Source organism: Serratia sp. CY40230 (assembly GCF_052168835.1).
Classification (GTDB): domain Bacteria; phylum Pseudomonadota; class Gammaproteobacteria; order Enterobacterales; family Enterobacteriaceae; genus Serratia; species Serratia nematodiphila.
In genome coordinates, this window is sequence record NZ_JBJNLX010000009.1 from 47367 (window position 1) to 62525 (window position 15159).

A 15159-nucleotide genomic window follows, 5' to 3' on the forward strand; every position below is an offset into this window, starting at 1 on the left:
AATACTAGCATCGTGTTATATTGACGGCAATATAAGCGCCTGGAGTATTCACCTGCTATGAGCACTTCCGCATTGATTCCCGAAAGTAAACTGCCTGCCCTGGGCACCACCATCTTCACCCAGATGAGCGCGCTGGCGCAGCAGCATCAGGCGATCAACCTGTCGCAGGGCTTCCCCGATTTCGACGGGCCGGACTACCTGAAAGCACGCCTGGCCTGGCATGTCGCCCAGGGCGCCAACCAGTATGCACCGATGACCGGCGTGGCGGCGCTGCGCGAAGCCATCGCCGACAAAACTGCCGAGCTGTATGGCTGGCAGCCGGACGCCACCGCCGAAGTGACCGTCACCGCCGGCGCTACCGAAGCGCTGTTCGCCGCCATCACCGCGCTGGTGCGCCCCGGCGATGAGGTGGTCTGTTTCGATCCGAGCTACGACAGCTACGCGCCGGCGGTGACGCTGGCCGGCGGCGAACTCAAACGCCTCGCCCTGCAGCCGCCCGCGTTTGCCGTGGATTGGCAACGGTTCACCACCGCGCTGTCGCCGCGCACCCGCCTGGTGATCGTCAACACGCCGCACAATCCGTCCGCCACCGCCTGGCAGGCGGAAGACCTGCAGCAGCTGTGGCACGCCATCGCCGAACGCGAAATCTACGTGCTCAGCGACGAGGTTTACGAACATATCTGCTTCGCCAAAGGCGGCCACGCCAGCGTATTGGCCCACCCGCAGCTGCGCCAACGCGCGATCGCGGTCTCCTCTTTCGGCAAAACCTTCCACATGACCGGCTGGAAAGTGGGTTACTGCGTGGCGCCCGCCGCGCTGAGCGCCGAGGTGCGCAAGGTGCATCAATACCTGACCTTTTCGGTCAATACTCCGGCGCAGTTGGCGCTGGCGGATAGCCTGCGCACCGAACCGGAGCACTGGCGACAGCTGCCGGCGTTCTATCGCGCCAAGCGCGATCGCTTTGTGCAGGCGCTGGCGAGCAGCCGACTGGAAATTTTACCCTGCGCCGGTACATACTTCTTGCTGGCGGACTACAGCGCCATCTCCGATCTGGACGATGTGGCGTTCTGCCGTTGGTTAACTGAGCACGTGGGCGTGGCGGCCATTCCGCTGTCGGTCTTCTGTGCCGATCCTTTCCCTCATAAATTGATCCGGCTGTGCTTCGCTAAGCAGGACGCCACGCTGGATGCAGCTGCGGAGCGGTTATGTCGACTTTAAAAATTACCCTGTTGCAGCAACCGCTGGTCTGGCGCGACGGCCTTGCTAACCTGGCCGCCTTCGACGCGTTGCTGGCGCCGATCGTCGGGCGCGATCTCATCGTCTTGCCGGAAATGTTCACCACCGGTTTTGCCATGGATGCTGGCGAGAGCGCCCTGCCCGAACAGCAGGTGATCGACTGGCTGCACGGCTGGGCGGTGAAAAGCCACGCGTTGATCGGCGGCAGCGTGGCGCTGAAAACTGACGAGGGGGCGGTCAATCGCTTCCTGCTGGTGGAGCCGGGCGGCCAGGTACACGCCTATGACAAACGCCATCTGTTCCGCATGGCCGGCGAACACCTGCACTACCAGGCCGGCAACCGGCGTGAAATCTTCGAGTGGCGCGGCTGGCGCATCCTGCCGCAGATCTGCTACGACCTGCGTTTCCCGGTCTGGGCGCGCTATCAGCAGGATTACGATCTGGCGCTGTACGTCGCCAACTGGCCGGCGCCGCGCAGCCGCCATTGGCAAACGCTGCTGGCGGCGCGGGCGATTGAAAATCAGGTGTATGTGGCGGGCTGCAACCGGGTGGGCGAAGATTCCAACGGCCTGAACTACAGCGGAGACAGCCTGATCATCAGCCCGCAGGGCGAGATCCTGGCGGATGCGGAGCCCGGCGCGGCCACGCGGCTGGACGCCGAGCTGTCGCTGGAAAGCCTGCAGAGTTACCGCAGCGCCTTCCCGGCCTGGCGCGACGCCGACAGCTTTCTGCGTCTTGACTGAATTCCCGGTACCTTAGCCGATAACGCAAGGAGAAGTGATATGGATATGACGACACTCTTGCTCTATATCGTGGCCGTCGCGGCGGTCACCATTACACCGGGCCCAACCATGCTGTTGGCGCTCAATAACGGCGCCACCAAAGGTAAACGCGTCGCCGCCTGCGGCATTGCCGGTGCGGCGCTGTCCGACCTGCTGTTGATCGGTGCCGTCGGCTGCGGCTTGGGGGCAATACTGCAAGCTTCCGAACTGCTTTTCACGCTGGTCAAATGGGCCGGCGCCGCTTATTTGTTCTATCTAGCCTGCCAACTGTGGCGTGCGCCGCTTGGCACCCCGCAGGCAGCACAGAACGCGATGCCCGGTGCCCGCAACGGCCGCGCCGCGTTTATGCGCTCGCTGCTGGTCGCACTCTCCAACCCCAAAGGACTGCTGTTCTTTTCCGCCTTTCTGCCGCAGTTCATCCAACCAGCGGGCGACATAGCGCTGCAATACGTCATTCTCGCTCTGGTGACGGCCCTGATCGATATCGTTCTGATGAGTCTCTACGCGCTTGGCGGCCACCATGCTATGCGTATATTTTCCGGCTGCGCTCTGCGCTGGCTAAACCGCACCTGCGCCGGGCTGCTGGCCGGATTGGCCATCGCCCTGAGCTTCTATCGTCGTAACGCGTCATCTTAGGAATTCTCATATCCTCATCTTACCTCCCAGCCGGCGATCATCAGGCAATAGGTCTGGATCGCCAGCGCCACGCACAAACAGCATGCCGACCGGCCAGTGCGCCGCCACGGCGATGGCGGTAAAAAGCCGCGCATTCAGCACCAATAGGCCATAAAGTTAACGGTAGCGCGGTCCAGATCGCGTTCGCCAATCAGGTAACGCCGCAGGGTTTTCACCGCCGAAGACTCGGCCGCCACCCAGGCATAGAAAGCGTTGCCGCCCGCCGCCCGCTCCCACAACACCTCATCGCTCAGGCTGCTTTCCGCCAAAGACTGCGCTTGCGCGCACGCCGAAGCGGGAATATCCACCCGCTGGCGCACCGCTTCCACCAGCAACGTGCCGTGCGCCAACTGGCGGCCCACATCGCGCGGCAGCCAGTAAACCTCGGCGAACGGGAAGCGGGTCAAATCCAGGCAATCCCCCGCCTGCGGCACTTCGAAGAATGCCTGCACGCGCGGCGGATTGGTCTGCTGCGCCAATTGCTCCAGAATGCCCATCGCCGCCGGCACGGCCGTTTCATCGGCGATCAACAGCGCCTGCTGCAACTGCGCCGGCGGCGCCCATTCGTAGCCGCCGCTGTCGCCGTCGAAGTCAGCGTTGGGGGCGACGGTCTGAATGGCATCACCCGGCTCGGCGTGAGTCGCCCAGGCGGAGGCCGGGCCGTTCACGCCATGCAGCACGAACTCGACGTCCATCTGATTCTGCTCACGGCGCAGCGCACGCAGCGTATAAGTGCGCATCACCGGGCGCCGCTCTTTGGGGATCGCCATGTAATCGCCATACCAGTCCGGGCTATTGGCCAACTGCGGGATCTGGCCGTCCGCCGTCGGGAACAGCAGTTTGATGCGCTGATCCGGCGCTTCCAACTTCATCCGATGAATATCCGCACCTTCAAACACGCAGCGCACCAGCGAAGGTGAAATCAGCGTTTTGCTTTTCAAGGTGATATCAAAAATTCTGTAGCTGGCGGACATGTTCTCGATTCTCCGGCAACGGCTGTCGCTTGAACGTATGGCCGATCGGCTGCCGTGTTGACGGCGTGGGTTGCTCGATCGTGCAGCGGGTAAAATGTTAATAAAACTAATTAATTACGTTAATGTATCGCAAAAAATCATATCATGATTTTATTGATAACAAGAAACGTTATTGATAAAAGAATCATTCTCAAAAATAACGCAATAACAATATCACCTGGGAAATAAATAACGATGAAACGCAAACACCTTTGGGTTTTGAATCCTTGTCTGCTGGCGATGCTTGCGCCAACGGCTTGGGCAGAAGATCAGAAAGCCGGCGCCGAAGAGCAGATGGTGGTTTCCGCCAGCCGTTCACACCGCAGCACGGCGGAAATGGCGCAAACCACCTGGGTGATCGAAAGCCAGGAGATCGAACAGCAGGTTCAGGGCGGCAAAGAGATCAAGGACATGTTGGCGCAGCTGATCCCCGGCATGGACGTCAGCGGCCAGGGCCGCACCAACTATGGCATGAATATGCGCGGCCGCTCGATGATGGTGATGATTGACGGCGTGCGCCTGAATTCATCGCGCAGCGACAGCCGCCAGTTGGATTCGATCGATCCGTTCAATATCGATCATATCGAGGTGATTTCCGGCGCAACCTCGCTGTACGGCGGCGGCAGCACCGGCGGCCTGATCAATATCGTCACCAAAAAAGGACAACAGGAACAGCAGGTCGAGTTGCAGGTCGGCGGTAAAACCGGCTTTGGCGGCCATAACGATCACGACGAGAACGTGGCGGCGGCGGTCAGCGGCGGCAACGACAATGCCTCTGGGCGCCTGTCCGTTTCTTACCAGCGCTATGGCGGCTGGTATGACGGCAAAGGCAATGAGGTATTGATCGACAATACCCAAACCGGCCTGCAGTATTCCAATCGCCTCGACGTGATGGGCACCGGCACCCTCAACATCGACGATCATCAACAGCTGCAGCTGACCACCCAATACTACAAAAGCCAATCCGACGGCGATCACGGCCTGTTCCTGGGAGAGAACTTTGCGGCGGTGACCGGCAACGCCAAGGCATATAACAGCGGTAACTTAAATTCCGACCGCATCCCCGGCACCGAACGACATCTCATCAACCTGCAGTATTCCAACACTGATTTCCTCGGCCAGGATTTGGTGGCGCAGGTCTACTACCGCGACGAAACGTTGACCTTCTACCCGTTCCCGACGCTGGCGGGCAAAGCACCGAACTATTACGTCAGCAGCATTGGCGCTTCGCAGCAAAAAACCGATTTCTACGGTGGCAAGCTGACGTTAAACAGCAAACCTGTCGACGCACTGACGCTGACTTACGGCATTGACGCCGAGCATGAAAGCTTCAACGCCAACCAGCAGTTCTTCAACCTGGCGAAGGCTCAGCAGTCGGGCGGCATGACGCTGGAGAACGCTTACAGCACCGGCCGCTACCCGAGCTATACCACCAGCAACCTGGCGTCGTTCCTGCAGGCCAGCTACGACATCAACCCCATTTTCACCCTGAGCGGCGGCGTGCGTTATCAGTACACCGAAAACAAGATTGATGACTTCGTCGGTTATAACCAGCAGCAGGCAATCGCCACCGGCGCCGCGACGTCCGCCGACGCTATACCGGGCGGGAAAACCGACTACAACAATGCGCTGTTCAACGCCGGCCTGCTGGCGCACCTGACCGAGCGTCAGCAAACCTGGTTCAACTTCTCTCAGGGTTTCGAGATCCCGGATCCGGGCAAGTATTACGGCAACGGCACCTACGCGCTGAACGGCGGCCACTACCGGCTGCTGAAGAGCGTTAACGTCGGCGACTCCAAGCTGGAAGGCATCAAGGTCAATTCCTACGAACTGGGCTGGCGCTATACCGGCGATAACCTGCGCACGCAGATCGCCGCCTATTATTCGCTGTCCGACAAGAGCATCGCCATCAATAAAACCGACATGACCATCAACGTCAATGCGGATAAGCGCCGTATCTACGGGCTGGAAGGCGCGGTGGATTATTTCTTTGAAGACAGCGACTGGAGCGCCGGCACTAACTTCAACGTTATCCGCTCCGAAACCAAGGTCAACGGCGAATGGAAGAAGCTGGTAGTCGATACCGCCAGCCCATCGAAAGTCACCGCTTATGTCGGCTGGGCGCCGGGCGACTGGAATCTGCGTTTACAGTCGCAGCAAACCTTCGACGTATCGGACGATGGCGATTACACCAAGGCCAACTCCACCCAGGGCCGCAAAATCGATGGCTACAACACCCTCGATTTCCTCGGCAGCTATACCCTGCCGGTAGGGAAAATCAGCTTCAGCGTGGAAAACTTGCTGGACAAGGAATACACCACCGTTTGGGGCCAACGCGCGCCGATCCTGTACAGCCCGACCTACGGATCGCCTGAGCTGTACAGCTATAAAGGCCGCGGACGCACCTTCGGCTTGAACTATTCGGTGTTATTCTGAGAATAAGGGGCCGGTCTGCCGGCCCCGTTCATTGGGCCGCGCCGTTTTTCAGAGAACGGAAACGACGAAGCCCTGAGTTATCGCTAACTCAGGGCTTCTGAATAGTGGCGGAACGGACGGGGCTCGAACCCGCGACCCCCTGCGTGACAGGCAGGTATTCTAACCAACTGAACTACCGCTCCGCGCCATTCCCTCTTGCGGGGGAACGAGGCGCATATTACGGACGCCTCTCGGTTCCGTCAACGCCTTTTTCTCCGCAAATGAACCGTTTGCACAGTTTTTCAACGAAGATTCATCCGGTGAGGTTTTTTCACGCAAAAACGCCGTTATTCCGCCGGCGCCCCGCGCCACAGGCAGCTACCGCCCTTCTTCGCCACCAGATCCAGACGCGCCTCATGCGCCTTCACTTCTTCGTCGCTGGCGTAGACCACTTTCATCGCCGTCGCCGGGCGGACAATGCGTTGTATTTCTTGCGCGGCGTCATTTTGCTGGGTATCCCCCTCCATCTGGAACGCTATCGAGGTCTGACCGCCGGTCATCGCCAGATAAACTTCCGCCAGGATCTCGGCATCGAGCAATGCGCCGTGCAGCGTACGCTTGCTGTTGTCTATCTCATAACGGCTGCACAAGGCATCGAGGTTGTTGCGCTTGCCCGGGAACAGGCGACGCGCCATCAACAGGCTGTCGGTGATGGTGCAGAAGGTCTCGGTCTTCGGGATGCCCTGCTGCAACATGCGGAATTCGTGATCCATAAAGCCGATATCGAACGCCGCGTTATGGATCACCAGCTCGCCGCCGCGGATAAAGTCGAGGAATTCCTCGGCAACCTGATCGAAGGTCGGCTTGTCGGCCAGGAAGTCGTCGCTGATGCCGTGTACGCCGTAGGCTTCCGGATCCACCAGCCGATCCGGCTTGATGTATACGTGGAAGTTGCGCCCGGTCAGGCGGCGGTTAATCACCTCCACCGCACCGATTTCGATGATGCGGTGCCCTTCGTAGTGCACCCCAAGCTTGTTCATACCGGTGGTTTCGGTATCGAGGACAATCTGTCTGGTGGTTGTAGAGATCATATTGCAGTGCTCACAGCGCTCGTTTATGTCAGACTTGGCTTTTATAAAACTGATAGGAAGAGTCTACCAGAGATGCTCAAACAGGTAGAAATTTTCACCGACGGCTCCTGCCTTGGCAACCCCGGCCCCGGTGGCTACGGCGCGATACTACGCTATAAGCAGACGGAAAAAACCTTCAGCGAAGGATTCCGTCTGACCACCAATAACCGCATGGAAATGATGGCGGCGATCGTGGCGCTGGAAGCGCTGACCGTGCCCTGCGCCGTGACGCTCAGCACCGACAGCCAGTACGTGCGCCAGGGCATCACCAGCTGGATCCATAACTGGAAGAAACGCGGTTGGAAAACCGCCGACAAAAAACCGGTCAAAAATGTCGATCTGTGGCAGCGGCTGGATCAGGCCATTCAGCGCCACGAGGTGAAATGGGAATGGGTCAAGGGTCACGCCGGCCATCCGGAGAACGAACGTTGTGACGTGCTGGCGCGCGAAGCGGCCGGTAAACCGACGCAGGAAGACGTCGGTTACCAACCGGATGCCTAAGGCAGCTTGCGATAGCTCTTGGTCGCGCCCACCGCGCGGCTGAGAGACGGCTTTCTCGCCCCCAGTTTCATCGGCGTGGGCGTCAGCGGCAAGGTGCGCTTACGCGCCACAATCACGCTCATGCAGCCCAGCGCCGGCAAATGGGTGCATAAAAATTTGCCGCCCTTGCGGTGCCACGGCAGTACGTGAAAACGCGCCTGGTGCAACACCTCGTAATTCAGCAGGCTGAGCCAATCCAGCAGCCGCATCTGGGTAAACATGCGGCTGACATAGGGCTGGCGACGACGCAACCCGGGCGCCAGCTTGCCCAACCCCAGCAGGCTGAACGGATTGAAACTGCTGATGACCAACCAGCCGTCGTCGATCAACACCCTGTCCACCTCACGCAGCATGCGGTGCGGATCGTCCGCATAGGACAGCGTATGCGCCAACAGGCAGGCATCTACCGACTTGGCGGCAAACGGCAGTTGATAAGCGTCGGCGACCACCTGCAGCCCTTCCCCCTCCAGCCCTACGTTAACCTGATGGGAGATTGCGCATTTATCCGTGGCCAGCTCGGCGCTGAGCATGCCCATCTTCAGCAGATGGAAACCGAACAGCTTGGGCCACCAGGGTTGCAACTGCCGCTCGAGCGCTTCACGATAGTACTCCCCCCACGGCAGCTCAGCCCAGGACTGCGGGCCGGTGAGCTTTTGTAGAGTATGGGCTGGTTTCATGATTTATTATCTTCTTTCAAGCCGTTGCCAACGAGAGGTACACCATGAATCTTATCAGCATTCCCGCCTTCCAGGACAATTACATTTGGTTATTGGATGACCGGCAGGGACGCTGCATTATCGTCGATCCGGGTGAGGCGCAGCCGGTGCTCGAAGCGCTGCAGCGCCTGCAGCTGGCGCCGGCGGCGATCCTGCTGACCCACCATCATCACGATCACGTCGGCGGCGTGGCGCAGATTGTCGCGCAGTACCCCGGCCTGGCCGTCTATGGGCCGCAGGAAACCGCAGACAAAGGCGCCAACCACATCGTCCATGACGGCGACACCTTTGCTATCGATGGCCGCCAATACAGGACTATCGCCGTTCCCGGCCATACGCTGGGCCATGTAGCATTCTATAGTGCCCCTTATCTGTTCTGCGGCGACACCATTTTCTCCGCCGGCTGCGGCAGGCTGTTTGAAGGCACCGCCAAACAAATGTACGACTCATTTCAACAACTCGCGCAACTTCCCGATAACACCTTAATTTGCTGCGCGCATGAATATACTCTTTCAAATCTTAAGTTTGCGCGGGCTATTTTGCCGGAAGATCGAGAGATTGAAACATATCAACAACATGTTGAAGCGTTAAGGGCAAAAGGCCAAGCCAGCGTGCCGACTACATTGCAATTAGAGCGCAAAATTAACCTGTTTTTACGTTGCCATGACACTGATTTACAAAAGAAATTAGGATTTAATTCACCACCAAAAAGCCTTCATTCAGTTTTTTCCGAATTACGCCTGCGGAAAGATAACTTCTAAGCTTTTAGTTGTGTTATTTGGCGAAGCAAAGTATTATTGCTCGTCTTTTAAGCAACTACATTGACACACACATGAAGGCTAAAGCGATATTTCTCGCCTCGGTCTTGCTAGTGGGTTGCCAGTCGTCCAGGCAGGACGCACCGGCGCCAGAACAGCATGCACAGAGTTTGTCTTCGGCTGGTCAAGATGGTGAAGCAGGAGAGTACACAGCAAATGGCCGAGCGAGCTCGGCGCGGTGGTTGGATAACAACAGTCCCGCCGCGCAACAGGACCTGTGGAACTTCATTAGCGACGAGCTGAAGATGGAGGTTCCGGAAAATTCCCGGATCCGTGATCAGAAAAGAAAGTACTTAAAAAGTAAGAGCTATCTCCACGATGTAACATTACGGGCAGAGCCGTACATGTACTGGATAGTCGGGCAGATTAAGAAACGTAATATGCCGATGGAACTGGTACTGCTACCCATAGTGGAGAGCGCTTTTGACCCACACGCCACGTCAAGTGCCAACGCCGCAGGGCTATGGCAAATCGTGCCGCAAACGGGTCGCAATTATGGTTTGAAAAACAATCAGTGGTATGACGGCCGACGCGATGTCGTCGCCTCGACAACCGCTGCGCTTAACATGATGCAGCGCTTGAACCGCATGTTTAACGGCGACTGGTTACTGACCGTAGCCGCCTATAACAGTGGTGAAGGCCGCGTGATGCAAGCGGTGAAGGCAAACAAACGCCAGGGTAAGCCAACCAATTTCTGGGCATTGTCGCTTCCGCGTGAAACGTCAATCTATGTCCCGAAAATGCTGGCGCTGAGCGACATCATCAAGAACAGCAAGAAGTACGGCGTGAAACTCCCGAAAACGGATGAAACCCGTGCGCTGGCGCGTATCGATGTTGGACAGCAGATCCAGCTGACTCAGGCGGCTGAGATGGCAGGGCTTTCAGTCACCAAGATGAAAGCGTATAACCCAGGCTACAAAAAAGGCGTTACGGCACCCAATGGGCCCCATTACATCATGGTTCCCAAAGGACATGCCGAGCAACTGAAAGACTCGCTGGCCGATGGCCAGATCGCCGTGACTCAGCCAACGACGCAGTTGGCGAAGAACAGCGGTTTGACCGGTGGCAGTTCGTATAAAGTGCGCTCCGGCGACACCTTATCGGGCATTGCCAAGCGGCTGAACGTTAAGACCAGCGATTTGCAGAGTTGGAACAACTTACGCGCCAAGAGCGCCATAAAAGTTGGGCAAACCCTGCAAGTGGCCAGCAATACTGGCAGTAACAGCAGTATCACCTACCAGGTTCGTAAAGGTGATTCGCTCGCCAGTATCGCACGTCGTCACGGCGTCGATATTAACGACGTGATGCGTTGGAATTCAACGCTCGCCAAAGGCAACCTGCAGCCAGGTCTGAAGCTGACCCTGTTTGTCGGTAACAAGCTAACGCCGGATACTTAAATGTTCGGCACAAAAAAAGCACCCTTCGGGGTGCTTTTTTATTAGCTGCGATTCACCATACCGGCGAGTCTTTCTCCGGATGAAACTCCACCAACAGCGGGTTGTGATCCGACGCGCTGGTCACCAGCACCGACGCCTCCACCACCCCCAGATTGCGGTAAAATACGAAATCCAGTGGACGCCCGAAGGCCTTGCGGCGATGGTCGTCGGTGAAACTCACCTCGCGCAGCGCCATCTCTCCGGCAAAGTCATACAGCGCATTGATGCGCTTGCGGCTCCAGGCGTTGAAATCCCCCGCCATAATCACCGGCCCCCGGTGACTGGCGATCTGTTCGCCTATCGGCCCCAACTGCTTGCTGTAGACGTCGACGCCCAGGCTAAAGTTCACCGCATGGATGTTCACCACCATCAACAGCTCGCCGTTGTACAGCGGATAAACGGTGATCAGGGCCGACTTGGACAGCCGCAGCAGCGGCTCTCGCTCGCGCAGCGGGCAACAGTAAACAGGATGAGCGGCCGCCAGCGTCATCACGCCGGAAGGGTGCTGCGGTAGCACAAAGGCCGGCACCTGATCGGCCGCCAGATAGTTGGCGGTAGCGTAGCTCACCAACTCTGGCGTGGTTTGCGCCTCTTGCAACAATACCAGCTGCGCGTCTTTGCCATGGTTTTTCAGCACCGAAAGCCAGTCGGCTCGCTGCTGTTTGAAAATATTCCACACCATAACGCGCAAGGCGCCGGTCGTCGGCAGCGCCGCCCCTGGCGGCAACGGCTGGTTAACGGCGCCAGGAAAGATTCGCTCAACTGGCTGACCTGCAACATACCTCATTGCATAAGTTCGTTTCGGCACGCGATTCGCCTATTACCCATTAACATGAAAACTGGCGATGAACACTCGCCAACGATGAATTGATTATACGCCTACCCTGCATAGAGGGCATGGCTTTTGCGGGCATCACCTTTTCAGTTATAGGGGCCGCCTGCAGCGATTTCAATCTTCTGACGGTATAGCTGTGTAAAGGTGAGGGGTAATAGGTGAAAAATGCGAAAAGGCCCGCAAAATGCGGGCCAGGCAGCAAGGGTTTTACGAATTAAGCCGTTTGCAGCTGAGACTTTTTATCCAGGCGGCCACTGAGGCTAACCAGCAACAATGCAACCACCACGATCAGCGCGCCAATCCAGGGGGTCTGCGCCAGCCCCAGTGAGGCAACAGTCTGGCCGCCTATCACCGAGCCGAGCGCAATGCCGATGTTGAACGCCGCGATGTTGAGACCGGATGCCACATCCACCGCATTTGGCGTGTATTGCGCGGCTTTCTGCACCACATACACCTGCAGCCCCGGCACGTTGCCGAAAGCGAACACACCCATCACAATCACCGTCAGCAAAGCGGCAATACTGTGGCTGGCGGTAAACTGGAACACCAGCAACAAAACGGCAAGCGCGGCAAAGATAAAGCTCAACGCACGCACGGCCCCATGACGATCGGCCAGCTTGCCTCCCCAGATGTTACCCACCGCCACAGCGACGCCATAAGCCAACAGTATCCAGCTCACGGTCGGAGCAGAGAAGCCGGCCAGTTCCTGCATCATCGGCGCAAGGAAGGTAAAGGTCGTGAAGACCCCGCCGTATCCCAATGCGGTAATCGCGTAAATCAGCAGCAGACGAGGATGAGTCAGCACTTTCAGCTGTTCCCGCACGCCGGCGCTGCCCTGGTTCTTGATATTGCTCGGCACCAAAATAATGCTGGCCAGCGTGGCGACAGCGCCAATCAGAGAAACGGCCAGGAAGGTCTCACGCCAGCCAAACTGCTGGCCGATGAACGTCCCCAGCGGTACGCCGGTCACCAGCGCCACCGTCAGGCCACCAAACATGATGGCGATGGCGGAGGCCGCCCTCTCTTTCGCCACCAGGCTAGTGGCGATAGTCGAACCGATAGAGAAGAACACGCCGTGCGCCAGGCCGGTCAACAACCGAGCCACTACCAGCGATTCATAACTGGGTGACTGCCAGGCCAGCAGGTTGCCGAGAGTGAACAGCACCATCAGGCCAACCAGCAGCAGTTTGCGCGGTATGCGGCTGGTCAGGGCCGTCAGCACCGGCGCGCCGATGGCCACGCCGAGGGCATAGATAGTCACCAGCAACCCAGCGGACGGTACGGTCACTCCCAACTGCTCCGCGATAGTCGGAATCAACCCGACAATCACGAACTCGGTCGTGCCGATAGCAAAAGCGCTGATGGTTAAGGCAAGTAATGCGAGTGGCATTTTTTACTCCGAAATAGCATTCAAGTTGATGACGGCTATTATCGGCCTATGCTTAAATGATAAAAATGCTCAAAATTTCAAATTAACTTTGCCACTGGAGCAAAAATGAAAGCAAACTCAGACGAGCTGATCACCTTTGTCACCGTCGTGGAAAGCGGCAGTTTCAGCCGGGCGGCTGAACGCCTGGAACAAGCGAATTCCGTGGTTAGCCGAACGGTGAAAAAACTGGAAAGCAAACTGGGCGTAACGCTGCTCAACCGCACCACGCGCCAAATCAGCCTGACTCAGGAAGGAGAGAATTACTTTCGCCAGGTGCAGAAGGTACTGAACGATATGGCCGCGGCAGAAAATGCGCTGATGGAAAGCCGTCAACGCCCGCAAGGCCTGCTGCGCGTCGACGCGGCAACGCCGGTGGTGCTGCACATGCTGACGCCTTTAGTGGCGGAGTTCCGCGAACGTTATCCTGAAATGTCGTTATCGCTGGTGTCTTCGGAAAACTTTATCAATTTGATCGAGCGAAAAGTGGATATTGCGATCCGCGTAGGAGAGCTGACCGATTCCACGCTGAAAGCGCGCAAACTGATGACCAGCTACCGGCATGTGCTCGCCTCCCCCGCCTATCTGGCTCAGCACGGCACGCCGCTAACGGTAGAAGATCTTGCACATCACTGCTGCATCGGCTTCAACGACCTGCCCAGTTTGAACCGCTGGCCACTGGCTTGTTCAGATGGCAGCCAGTTGGAAATCACTCCCGGCTTGACCACTAATAGTGGAGAAACCCAGCGCCATCTCTGTCTGCATGGCAACGGTATCGCCTGCCTGTCGGACTTTATGAGCGACGAAGATATCAAACGTGGAGATTTGGTTCCGATTCTGGTGGAAGCGACACTGCCGGTCGCCATGCCGATCAACGCGGTTTATTACAGCGACAGCGCCGTCAGCAACCGTCTGCGCAGCTTTATTGATTTTGTGAGTGAATACCTGAAACGATAAAAAAGGCGCCCTGATGGACGCCTTATGCTGACCACTGCGAGGAAAGATTAATCCCAGTTTGGCGCCAGGCCTTCCGGGCTAACCAGACGGCCGTTGCACTCCAGTGCGGCGATCTGCGCCATATCTTCGTCGGTCAGCGTCAGTTGCTGCGCCAACAGGTTGCTCGCCAGGTTTTCTCGCTTGGTCGAGGAAGGAATAACTGCATAGCCCAGCTTCAATGCCCAAGCCAGGACAACCTGTGCTGGGGTTGCATTGTGACGAGCGGCGATGCTTTTAATCGTTTCATCCTGCAGCGCTTTGCCATAGGCCAACGTCATGTAAGAGGTGATGGCGATGCCGTGCTGCTGCGCGAATTCTACCACCTTGCTGTTCTGCAAGAACGGTGACAGCTCGATTTGGTTGGTGGCGATTTCATCGGCGCCAATCGCGTCAATCGCTTGCTGCATCAAGTCGATGGTGAAGTTAGATACGCCAATTTGGCGAGTCAGCCCCAGCTTTTTCGCTTCCAGCAACTCAGCCATAAATTCGGCAACTGGCACTTCGTCGTTGGGTGACGGCCAGTGGATCAGTGTCAGATCAACGTAGGAGGTTTGCAGTTTTTTCAAGCTTTCTTGCAGGCTTGGGATCAGTGTGCCTTTCGCCAGATTCGCGATCCAAATCTTGGTGGTGATGAACAGGTCTTCACGTTTCACGCCGCTGGCAGCGATAGCCTGGCCAACAGCCGCTTCGTTTTCATAGATCTGCGCGGTGTCGATAGTGCGATAGCCCAGCTCAAGTGCAGTGCTGACAGAATCGATAACAACCTGATCCTGAAGGCGGAAAGTACCTAAACCAAATGCAGGGATGCTCATAATGTTTTCTCTCATTAACAGGTAGATGTGGTATGAGGAAGATTATGGCAACTTTTTTATTGATCAAAAACGCCTGGTTCGGCATAAGACTTTTGATCTAAAGGCAATAATATGGAGAAAGGCGAGGCGGTAAAGAGGAACAATTCCAGACTGAAAAGCGCAAAATGCAGATATGAAAAAGCCCTGAGTCGAAACTCAGGGCTTATCAATTAAGTGGCGGAACGGACGGGGCTCGAACCCGCGACCCCCTGCGTGACAGGCAGGTATTCTAACCAACTGAACTACCGCTCCACCGATTCTTTTACGTTGTATCTTTCGATACCGGCAAT

Annotated in this window: 14 protein-coding genes and 2 tRNA genes; 8 read left to right on the forward strand and 8 right to left on the reverse strand. The window is 57.3% G+C overall.

Translation table 11 applies throughout. The features are described from left to right. Positions 1-72 precede the first annotated feature (72 nt). Genes ACJ8IJ_RS23370 through ACJ8IJ_RS23380 form a run of 3 tightly spaced genes read left to right on the forward strand, consistent with a single transcriptional unit; the run spans position 73 to position 2654 of the window. Positions 73-1218 (forward strand): pyridoxal phosphate-dependent aminotransferase, encoded by a 1146-nt coding sequence (locus ACJ8IJ_RS23370; RefSeq protein WP_442518956.1) that lies wholly within the window; start codon positions 73-75, stop codon positions 1216-1218. After that, positions 1206-1979: an amidohydrolase gene (locus tag ACJ8IJ_RS23375; protein WP_442518946.1), complete on the forward strand. Its 774-nt coding sequence runs from the start codon at positions 1206-1208 to the stop codon at positions 1977-1979. The genes ACJ8IJ_RS23370 and ACJ8IJ_RS23375 overlap by 13 nt, the downstream gene beginning before the upstream one ends. 39 nt (positions 1980-2018) lie before the next feature. Then, positions 2019-2654 carry a LysE family translocator gene (locus tag ACJ8IJ_RS23380; protein WP_442518945.1) on the forward strand — a complete coding sequence of 212 codons (636 nt, stop codon included), beginning with the start codon at positions 2019-2021 and terminating at the stop codon, positions 2652-2654. Between the two features lie 134 nt (positions 2655-2788). Here the strand turns inward: ACJ8IJ_RS23380 and ACJ8IJ_RS23385 are convergent, their stop codons facing one another. Continuing rightward, entirely contained in the window at positions 2789-3667 is an 879-nt protein-coding gene (locus ACJ8IJ_RS23385) for a siderophore-interacting protein (protein WP_442518944.1), read from the reverse strand. Between the two features lie 234 nt (positions 3668-3901). Between ACJ8IJ_RS23385 and ACJ8IJ_RS23390 the strand changes: the two genes are divergently transcribed. Beyond that, entirely contained in the window at positions 3902-6142 is a 2241-nt protein-coding gene (locus ACJ8IJ_RS23390) for a TonB-dependent siderophore receptor (protein WP_049189025.1), read from the forward strand. Between the two features lie 105 nt (positions 6143-6247). Here the strand turns inward: ACJ8IJ_RS23390 and ACJ8IJ_RS23395 are convergent. Together ACJ8IJ_RS23395 and dnaQ are read right to left on the reverse strand one after the other, a co-directional pair. After that, a tRNA-Asp gene (locus tag ACJ8IJ_RS23395) sits at positions 6248-6324 on the reverse strand. Between the two features lie 144 nt (positions 6325-6468). Beyond that, entirely contained in the window at positions 6469-7212 is a 744-nt protein-coding gene (gene dnaQ, locus ACJ8IJ_RS23400; RefSeq protein ID WP_004930195.1) for a DNA polymerase III subunit epsilon, read from the reverse strand. 72 nt (positions 7213-7284) lie between these two features. On the opposite strand from dnaQ, the gene rnhA reads away from it, so the two are divergent. Then, a complete protein-coding gene (rnhA, locus tag ACJ8IJ_RS23405; RefSeq protein WP_442518943.1) occupies positions 7285-7752 on the forward strand; it encodes a ribonuclease HI in 468 nt (155 codons plus the stop codon). Here rnhA and ACJ8IJ_RS23410 read toward each other — a convergent pair. Further along, positions 7749-8468 (reverse strand): class I SAM-dependent methyltransferase, encoded by a 720-nt coding sequence (locus ACJ8IJ_RS23410; RefSeq protein ID WP_004930191.1) that lies wholly within the window; start codon positions 8466-8468, stop codon positions 7749-7751. The two genes, rnhA and ACJ8IJ_RS23410, sit on opposite strands and share 4 nt — an antisense overlap. Positions 8469-8512: 44 nt before the next feature. Here ACJ8IJ_RS23410 and gloB point away from each other — a divergent pair, with 44 nt between their 5' ends. Both gloB and mltD read left to right on the forward strand, forming a co-directional pair. After that, positions 8513-9268 (forward strand): hydroxyacylglutathione hydrolase, encoded by a 756-nt coding sequence (gene gloB, locus ACJ8IJ_RS23415; protein ID WP_131165509.1) that lies wholly within the window; start codon positions 8513-8515, stop codon positions 9266-9268. Between the two features lie 71 nt (positions 9269-9339). Continuing rightward, positions 9340-10722: a murein transglycosylase D gene (gene mltD / locus ACJ8IJ_RS23420; protein WP_004930188.1), complete on the forward strand. Its 1383-nt coding sequence runs from the start codon at positions 9340-9342 to the stop codon at positions 10720-10722. Between the two features lie 52 nt (positions 10723-10774). Here the strand turns inward: mltD and ACJ8IJ_RS23425 are convergent, their stop codons facing one another. Together ACJ8IJ_RS23425 and ACJ8IJ_RS23430 are read right to left on the reverse strand one after the other, a co-directional pair. Beyond that, the gene (locus ACJ8IJ_RS23425) at positions 10775-11569 is read right to left on the reverse strand and encodes an endonuclease/exonuclease/phosphatase family protein (protein WP_025160092.1); all 795 of its coding nucleotides are present in this window, start codon (positions 11567-11569) and stop codon (positions 10775-10777) included. Positions 11570-11810: 241 nt separating this feature from the next. After that, complete coding sequence (locus tag ACJ8IJ_RS23430; RefSeq protein WP_131165510.1) at positions 11811-12986, reverse strand: MFS transporter; 1176 nt, start codon at positions 12984-12986, stop codon at positions 11811-11813. Between the two features lie 105 nt (positions 12987-13091). On the opposite strand from ACJ8IJ_RS23430, the gene yafC reads away from it, so the two are divergent. Next, positions 13092-13979 (forward strand): DNA-binding transcriptional regulator YafC, encoded by an 888-nt coding sequence (yafC, locus tag ACJ8IJ_RS23435; RefSeq protein WP_004930183.1) that lies wholly within the window; start codon positions 13092-13094, stop codon positions 13977-13979. 47 nt (positions 13980-14026) lie between these two features. On the opposite strand, the gene dkgB is transcribed toward yafC, so the two are convergent. Together dkgB and ACJ8IJ_RS23445 are read right to left on the reverse strand one after the other, a co-directional pair. Next, positions 14027-14830, reverse strand: a complete 804-nt coding sequence (gene dkgB, locus ACJ8IJ_RS23440) for a 2,5-didehydrogluconate reductase DkgB (RefSeq protein WP_049189027.1) — start codon at positions 14828-14830, stop codon at positions 14027-14029. A 214-nt stretch (positions 14831-15044) separates the two neighbouring features. Further along, positions 15045-15121, reverse strand: a tRNA-Asp gene (locus ACJ8IJ_RS23445). Between the last annotated feature and the right edge of the window lie 38 nt (positions 15122-15159).